Origin of the sequence: Undibacterium hunanense, assembly GCF_014284335.1 — a bacterium.
Taxonomy (GTDB): Bacteria; Pseudomonadota; Gammaproteobacteria; order Burkholderiales; family Burkholderiaceae_D; genus Undibacterium; species Undibacterium hunanense.
In genome coordinates this window covers 1-206 of the sequence record NZ_JACOGF010000107.1, presented here as the reverse complement: position 1 = coordinate 206, position 206 = coordinate 1, and the positions used below count along the sequence as shown (strand labels likewise).

At 54.4% G+C, this 206-nt stretch carries 1 protein-coding gene; it reads right to left on the bottom strand.

Translation table 11 applies throughout. The features are described from left to right. Positions 1 to 206 (bottom strand): hypothetical protein (locus H8L32_RS27520; RefSeq protein WP_186951040.1); only part of this gene is annotated, 206 nt, incomplete at both ends.

Below are 206 nucleotides of genomic sequence, written 5' to 3'. Positions count from 1 at the left end.
AGCCAGGTTGATCGCACCGTAAGTGACCAGTGTATCGTTACCGTTACCCAGGTTGATGGTGTCTGTCACTACACGGGCCACTGCTGTTGCTGTGGATTGTGCATTGAGGTTCACACCGTTTTCTGTCGTGTTGTAGGTACCGGCAACATAGTTACCCAGCAGTACGACACGGTCAGCACCTGCACCCAGGCTCAGGAAGTTGGCGC